This is a genomic window from Burkholderia sp. Se-20378 (assembly GCF_017104665.1).
Classification (GTDB): Bacteria; Pseudomonadota; Gammaproteobacteria; order Burkholderiales; family Burkholderiaceae; genus Burkholderia; species Burkholderia lata.
The window spans coordinates 1-6,125 of sequence record NZ_JAAGPG010000484.1 but is presented as its reverse complement, the minus strand read 5'-3'; the positions used below and the strand labels follow the sequence as shown (position 1 = coordinate 6,125).

Annotated in this window: 4 protein-coding genes; all 4 read right to left on the bottom strand. The window is 69.0% G+C overall.

The features are described from left to right. The coding region (locus G3N93_RS31865; RefSeq protein ID WP_206134745.1) for an efflux RND transporter permease subunit at window positions 1–2,407 on the bottom strand (2,407 nt) is incomplete at its 3' end. Between the two features lie 125 nt (window positions 2,408–2,532). Further along, the gene (locus G3N93_RS31860) at window positions 2,533–3,993 is read right to left on the bottom strand and encodes an efflux RND transporter periplasmic adaptor subunit (RefSeq protein ID WP_174940760.1); all 1,461 of its coding nucleotides are present in this window, start codon (window positions 3,991–3,993) and stop codon (window positions 2,533–2,535) included. 34 nt (window positions 3,994–4,027) lie between these two features. Beyond that, window positions 4,028–5,341: a TolC family protein gene (locus G3N93_RS31855; RefSeq protein ID WP_206134744.1), complete on the bottom strand. Its 1,314-nt coding sequence runs from the start codon at window positions 5,339–5,341 to the stop codon at window positions 4,028–4,030. Window positions 5,342–5,584: 243 nt separating this feature from the next. Continuing rightward, window positions 5,585–6,125, bottom strand: a 541-nt coding sequence (locus tag G3N93_RS31850; protein ID WP_206134743.1) for a phosphotransferase, incomplete at its 5' end; no start/stop codon positions are given.

Below are 6,125 nucleotides of genomic sequence, written 5' to 3'. Positions count from 1 at the left end.
CGCTGGCGCCCGCCGCCGGTACCGGCAGCGCGATCGGCAGCCGCTCGATCGCCTCGATGTCCGAACGCAGCTCGTCGGGCAGCCGCACGACGATGTCGAAGCGGCGGTCGCCCTGGAACAGCGTGCCGGCCTTCTGCCCGCCGACGGCCGCGGCCACCGAGTCCTGCAGGTCGGCGACGCTTACGCCATAGCGCGCGAGCTTGTCGCGGTCGAGGTTGACGGTCAGCACCGGCAGGCCGGTGGTCTGCTCGACCTTCACTTCGGACGCGCCCGGCACCTTCTGCAGCGCGGCCGCGATCTGCTCGCCGGTCTGGTTCAGCACGGCCATGTCGTCGCCGAAGATCTTCACGGCGACGTCGCTGCGCACGCCCGAGATCAGTTCGTTGAAGCGCAGCTGGATCGGCTGCGAGAACTCGTACGCGTTGCCCGGCAGCTCGGCGAGCGCTTCCTCGATCTCGCGCACGAGCTGGTCGCGCGGCTTCTTCGGGTCGGGCCACTTGTCCGCAGGCTTCAGCATGATGTAGCCGTCCGACAAGTTCGGCGGCATCGGGTCGGCCGCGATCTCGGCCGTGCCGGTGCGCGCGAACACGCGCTCGATCTCGGGGAAGCGCGTTTTCAGCGTCTTCTCGATCGACTTCTGCATCTCCACCGACTGCGACAGGCTCGTGCCGGGAATCCGCAGCGCGGAAACGGCCAGGTCGCCTTCGTTGAGGCTCGGGATGAACTCGCTGCCGAGCCGGGTCGCCAGCCCGAGCGTGACCAGCACGATCGCGCCCGCGCCGATCATCACGCGTGCCGGACGCGTCATGAATGCGGCGAGCACCGGTTCGTATGCGCGCCGCGCCCAGCCCATCAGGCGGTTCTCCTTCTCCTCGACGCGCTCGCCGATGAACAGCGCGACAGCCGCCGGAATGAACGTGACGGTCAGCACCATCGCGGCCGCGAGCGCCATCACGACGGTAATGGCCATCGGGTGGAACATCTTGCCTTCGACACCGGTCAGCGCAAAGATCGGCAGGTACACGACCATGATGATCAGTTGCCCGAAGATCAGCGCGCGGCGCGCTTCCTGCGACGCGCCGAATACCTCCGCGAAGCGCTCGTCGCGTGTCAGCGGCCGGCCCGCAGCGGCCTGCGCATGCGCGAGCCGTCTCACGCAGTTCTCGACGATCACCACCGCGCCGTCGACGATGATCCCGAAGTCGAGCGCGCCGAGGCTCATCAGGTTCGCGCTGACCTTCGCGTTCACCATGCCGGTGAAGGTCATCAGCATCGACAGCGGGATCACGAGTGCCGTGATCAGCGCCGCGCGCATGTTGCCGAGGAACAGGAACAGCACCGCGATCACGAGGATCGCGCCCTCGAGCAGGTTCTTCTTCACCGTCGCGACGGCCTTCTCGACCAGCACGGTGCGGTCGTATACGGGAATCGCCTTCACGCCTGCCGGCAGCGTGCGGTTCACGTCCTCCATCTTCGCGGCGACGGCCTTCGCGACGGTGCGGCTGTTCTCGCCCATCAGCATGAAGACCGTGCCGAGCACGACCTCCTCGCCGTCCGAGGTCGCCGCGCCGGTGCGCAGCTCGCGGCCGATGTCGACCAGCCCGACGTCCTTCATCCGCACCGGCACGCCGCCGACGTTGGTCAGCACGATGTTGGCGATATCGTCGACGGTGCGCGCCTGGCCCGGCACGCGCACGAGATACTGCTCGCCGCGCTTCTCGATGTAGCCCGCGCCGACGTTGTCGTTGTTGCGCTCCAGCGCGCGCACGACGTCGGCGAGCGTCAGCCCGTACGACATCAGCTTTGCCGGATTCGGCGCGACGCGGTATTCCTTTACGTAGCCGCCGATCGAGTTGACCTCGGTCACGCCGCGCACGTTGCGGAGCTGCGGCCGGACGACCCAGTCCTGCAGTTCGCGCAGGTCGGCCGCCGTGTAGCGCGTGCCGTCGGGCTTGCGCGCAGCCGCGTCGGCCTCGACGGTCCACAGGTAGATCTCGCCGAGGCCCGTCGACGTCGGCCCCATCGCGGGCGCGATGCCGGCCGGCAGCTTGTCCTTCGCTTCCTGGATGCGCTCGTTGACGAGCTGTCGCGCGAAATAGATGTCGGTGCCGTCCTTGAAGATCACCGTGACCTGCGACAGCCCGTAGCGCGAGATCGAGCGCGTCTGCTCGAGGCCCGGCAGGCCGGCCATCACGGTCTCGACCGGATAGGTGATGCGCTGCTCGGCCTCCAGCGGCGAATAGCCGGGCGCGGACGTGTTGATCTGGACCTGCACGTTGGTGATGTCAGGCACCGCGTCGATCGGCAGCTTCTGGTAGCTGAACACGCCCAGCGCGGCCACGGCCGCGATCGCCAGCATCACGAGCCAGCGATGCGCAATCGCAAAGCGGATCAGGCGCTCAAACATGACGGGATTCCTTGAAACGGGGCACGGTCACCCTCGACGGACGGGCCGCCCGGCCGGTCACCCGGCGGGCCGGAAAGCGGGCCGCATACCGGGCCGCGAGTCGCGCAACGGCGCACACGTAACGCTCATTCATGCTCCGCGCTCCCCTTGCCGAGTTCGGCCTTCAGCACGAAGCTGTTCGACGCCGCGTATTCCTGGCCCGGCTTGAGCCCCTTCAGCACCTCGGTCGCCCGTTCGTCGCGCCGCCCGGTTTCGACAGCCTGGGCGACGAAGCCCTTCGGCGAGCGCACGAAGACGGACGGTGCGCCGTCGACGTCCTGCAGCGCATCGCTCGCGACCGCGAGCGGCACGCCCTGCTTGCCCGCGTCGACCGACACGTTCACGAACATCCCGGGCCGCCACACACCGTCCGGGTTCGGCAGCACGACGCGCGCCGGCGCGGTGCGCGTCTGTTCGCCGAGCAGCGACCCCACGTACGCGATCGGGCCGCTCGAACGCGATTCGAACGCGGTCGCGATCACCGTCGCATCGCGGCCAACCCGCACGTCGTTCAGCCGCTGGGCCGGCACGGCCATCTCGGCCCATACCGTCGAGAGATCGGAGATCACGAACATGCTGGCATCGGCGGCGATCGCTTCGCCCGGCGTCGCGTGCTTCTCGACGATCGTGCCCGCGAACGGCGCGCGCAGTTCGTAGCGGTTCAGCGCACCCGCGCCGACTGGTGCGTTCAGCGCGGCGAGCTTCTGCCTGGCGTTCTGCACGGCGATCTCGGCTTCACGCAACTGCACCTGCGCCTGCTGGTAGTCCTGCTCGGCCGAGATGCGCTCCTTCCACAGCGTGCGTTCGCGCTCGTAGGTCGCGCGGGCGCCCGACAACCGGCGCTCGGCCGTCAGCAGCTCGCTGCGCCGGTCGGCAAGATCGGTGCTCGCGATCACGGCCAGCACCTGCCCCTTCGCCACGTTCTGTCCGAGCGACACCGACACCTGCTCGACGATGCCGGCTACGCGCGGCACCACGTGCGCGGTGCGATCCTCGTTGAACTTGATCTCGCCCGGCAACTGGAACGGCGTCGCGATCTGCGCGGGGCCGGCCTTCGCCAGCGCGATCTTCGAGGTCGCGAGCTGCGCGTCGGTCAACGCGATCGCACCGTCGGCGCGGGCGAACGGGAACGATGCCGATTCGTTGCCCGCCTTCACGTCGATCGTCGCGTCGAACACGTGCGGCTTGCCGATCGACTGCGCGGACACGAACTTCTGGCCGGCCGCGTCGAAACGCAAAGGTTCGTGCGTGCGGTCGTAGCGAACCAGCGTGCCGGACACGGTGACGCCCTTGTCGGCCGGCTTGCCGTCGACGAACGGATAGACGATGAGGCGCGCATCGCCGGGCTTCTCCGTCATCACGATTTCGACGGACAGCTTGCCGCGCTTGAGCACGACACCGCCGCGCTCGCCGGCGGCTTCCGCGGAAGAAGCGGCAACGGCCGCGCCGTTGCCACCGCTGTTGCGCGTGACGCCGAGTGCGCCGATGACGATCCCGGCACTGCCGAGCACGACCGCCGCGATGATCAGGATTCTGCTGCGTGACATGGTGATCCTTCAGGTAAATGAGGCGTCCGTTGCGCTATTGCGCGACCGGTGCAAGCGGCGTACCGACGAGTCGGCCGATGTCGGCGCGGGCCGTATGGGCATCGGCGAGCGCGCGCACGTATTGCGACTGCCCCTGGAACAGCGTGCGTTGCGCGTCGAGCACGTCGAGGAAACTGAACTTCCCGAGTTCGTAGCCACGCGACATCGCATCGAGTGCGAGGCGCGCGGCCGGCAGGATGTCGGCCTTCAGCCGCTCCGCTTCCTGCGCGGCGGCTTCGAAATTCGTGTACGCCTGCGTGAGGTTCAGCCGCAGGCGCGTGCGTTCACGATCGAGATCGGCATTCGCGCGCTCGGCCTTGTGCGTCGCTTCGAGCAGCGCGCCCTTGTTCGTGTTGAACAGCGGAATCGGGATCGACACGCCGACCACCGCCTGGTTGTCCGGCACGCCGCCCGTGGTCACGCGCTTCACGCCGGCGCTGATCGTCACGTCCGGAATGCGCCGCGCGCGTTCGAGCGACACGGCCGCGTTCGAGCGCAGCATCTCGGCGCGTGCGATCCGCGCGAGCGGCGCATCGTCGAGCTGTGCGGTCAGCGCGGACAACGTCTCGACCGGCGGCACGGCTTCAAGATCGCCCTGCACCGCAAGCCGGCCGTCGCGCGCTTCGCCCATCACCGCGATCAGCTTCTCGCGCGCGACCTCGACACGGCCGCGCGCGGTCACGACTTCGATCTGCACGCCGGCCGCCGCCACGTGCGCCTTGGTCGCCTCGACCGGCGACACCTTGCCGGCCTGTGCGCGGCGGCTCGCCAGATCCGCGGAACGCGCGGCGATCGCGGCCGATTCCTCGGTCACCTGAAGCTGGCGCTGCGCGGCCAGCAGCCCGTAGAACGCGGCGATCACGTCGGCGCGCACGACGGCGCCCTGCTCGTCGAGCGATGCATTGGCCGCTTCCCTGCCGTACGACGCGACATCGAGCCGCGCGCTGCGTTTGCCGCCTAGTTCGATCGTCTGGTTGATCAGCGCGGTCGACGTGCGTTCGGCGCGACGAAACCCCTCCTGCAGGAACGACACTTCGGGATTCGGCCGCGCGCCGGCCTGCATCAGTGCGCCAGCCGACGCATCGACGTCCGCGCGTGCGCCGCGCAGCGCCGGATTGTTCCGGGCCGCGACCGATAGCGCATCGGCAAGCGTCAGCGAGGTGGGAGCGAGAGCGTCGGGGGGCGGTGCGCCGATCGGCGCGGCGCTGCCGGAGGCAGCCGGGACCGGCCCCGGCGACAGCGACGGCTGCGCATGAGCCGTCGCGGCCATCGCGAAGACGATCGCCACGGCGAGGTTGAGCTTGAGCATGTTCGGTTCTGCGGTAACGGTTCGCGACCGATGCTACGGTCCGGCCGCAGTGCGAACATGAGGCGAAGATGACATTTCCGTCATGTTGGGCGCAGCCGCGCGCATGCGTGCGGCGCCCCGCGGGAGCCATGCCCCGCCTCGGCGATCAGGAGGATTCGATGAACGTGCGACGCGACGGCCGCACGGAAGATGGCGGTGGCACGGGAAATCGGCACGCGTATGCGGCGATTCCCCGCAGGCGAATCAGGCAGCGCCTTGCTTCGCCCGCCGGCGCTGCACGAGCCAGTCGAGCAGTTGCCGGCCGTCGCGTTCGCCGAACCAGCGCGCGTGACCGATCAGGTAGCCGTCGTATGCGATGTCGACGATTGCCGGCGCATCGATGATGCAACCGAAATAGGCCACTTCCGACAGTGCGAACTCCGTATGCACGATCGGCAGCAGCGCGACCAGCGCCGCGTAGGCTTCGTCGCCCAGCGGTTCGAGCGATTCATACCCGTCGAGCAGCGCGTCGATCTGCGCGTACTCGACGCGGCGCGCATCGGCCGGCGCCATCCAGTCGACCGTATTGCGCTCGATCGCGAGCGCGAGATCCATCACCGCGCAGGTGCGATCCGACAGCCCGAAATCGAGTACCGTCCGCACCTGCGCGCCGGGCCCCGCCTCGGTCCACAGCAGGTTCGACGCATGCCAGTCGCCGTGCGTCCACAGCGGCGGCAGCGCGGGCAGCAGCGGCACGAGGCGCGCGTGATACGGGCCGATCGCGTCGGCCACGTCGCCACGCCAA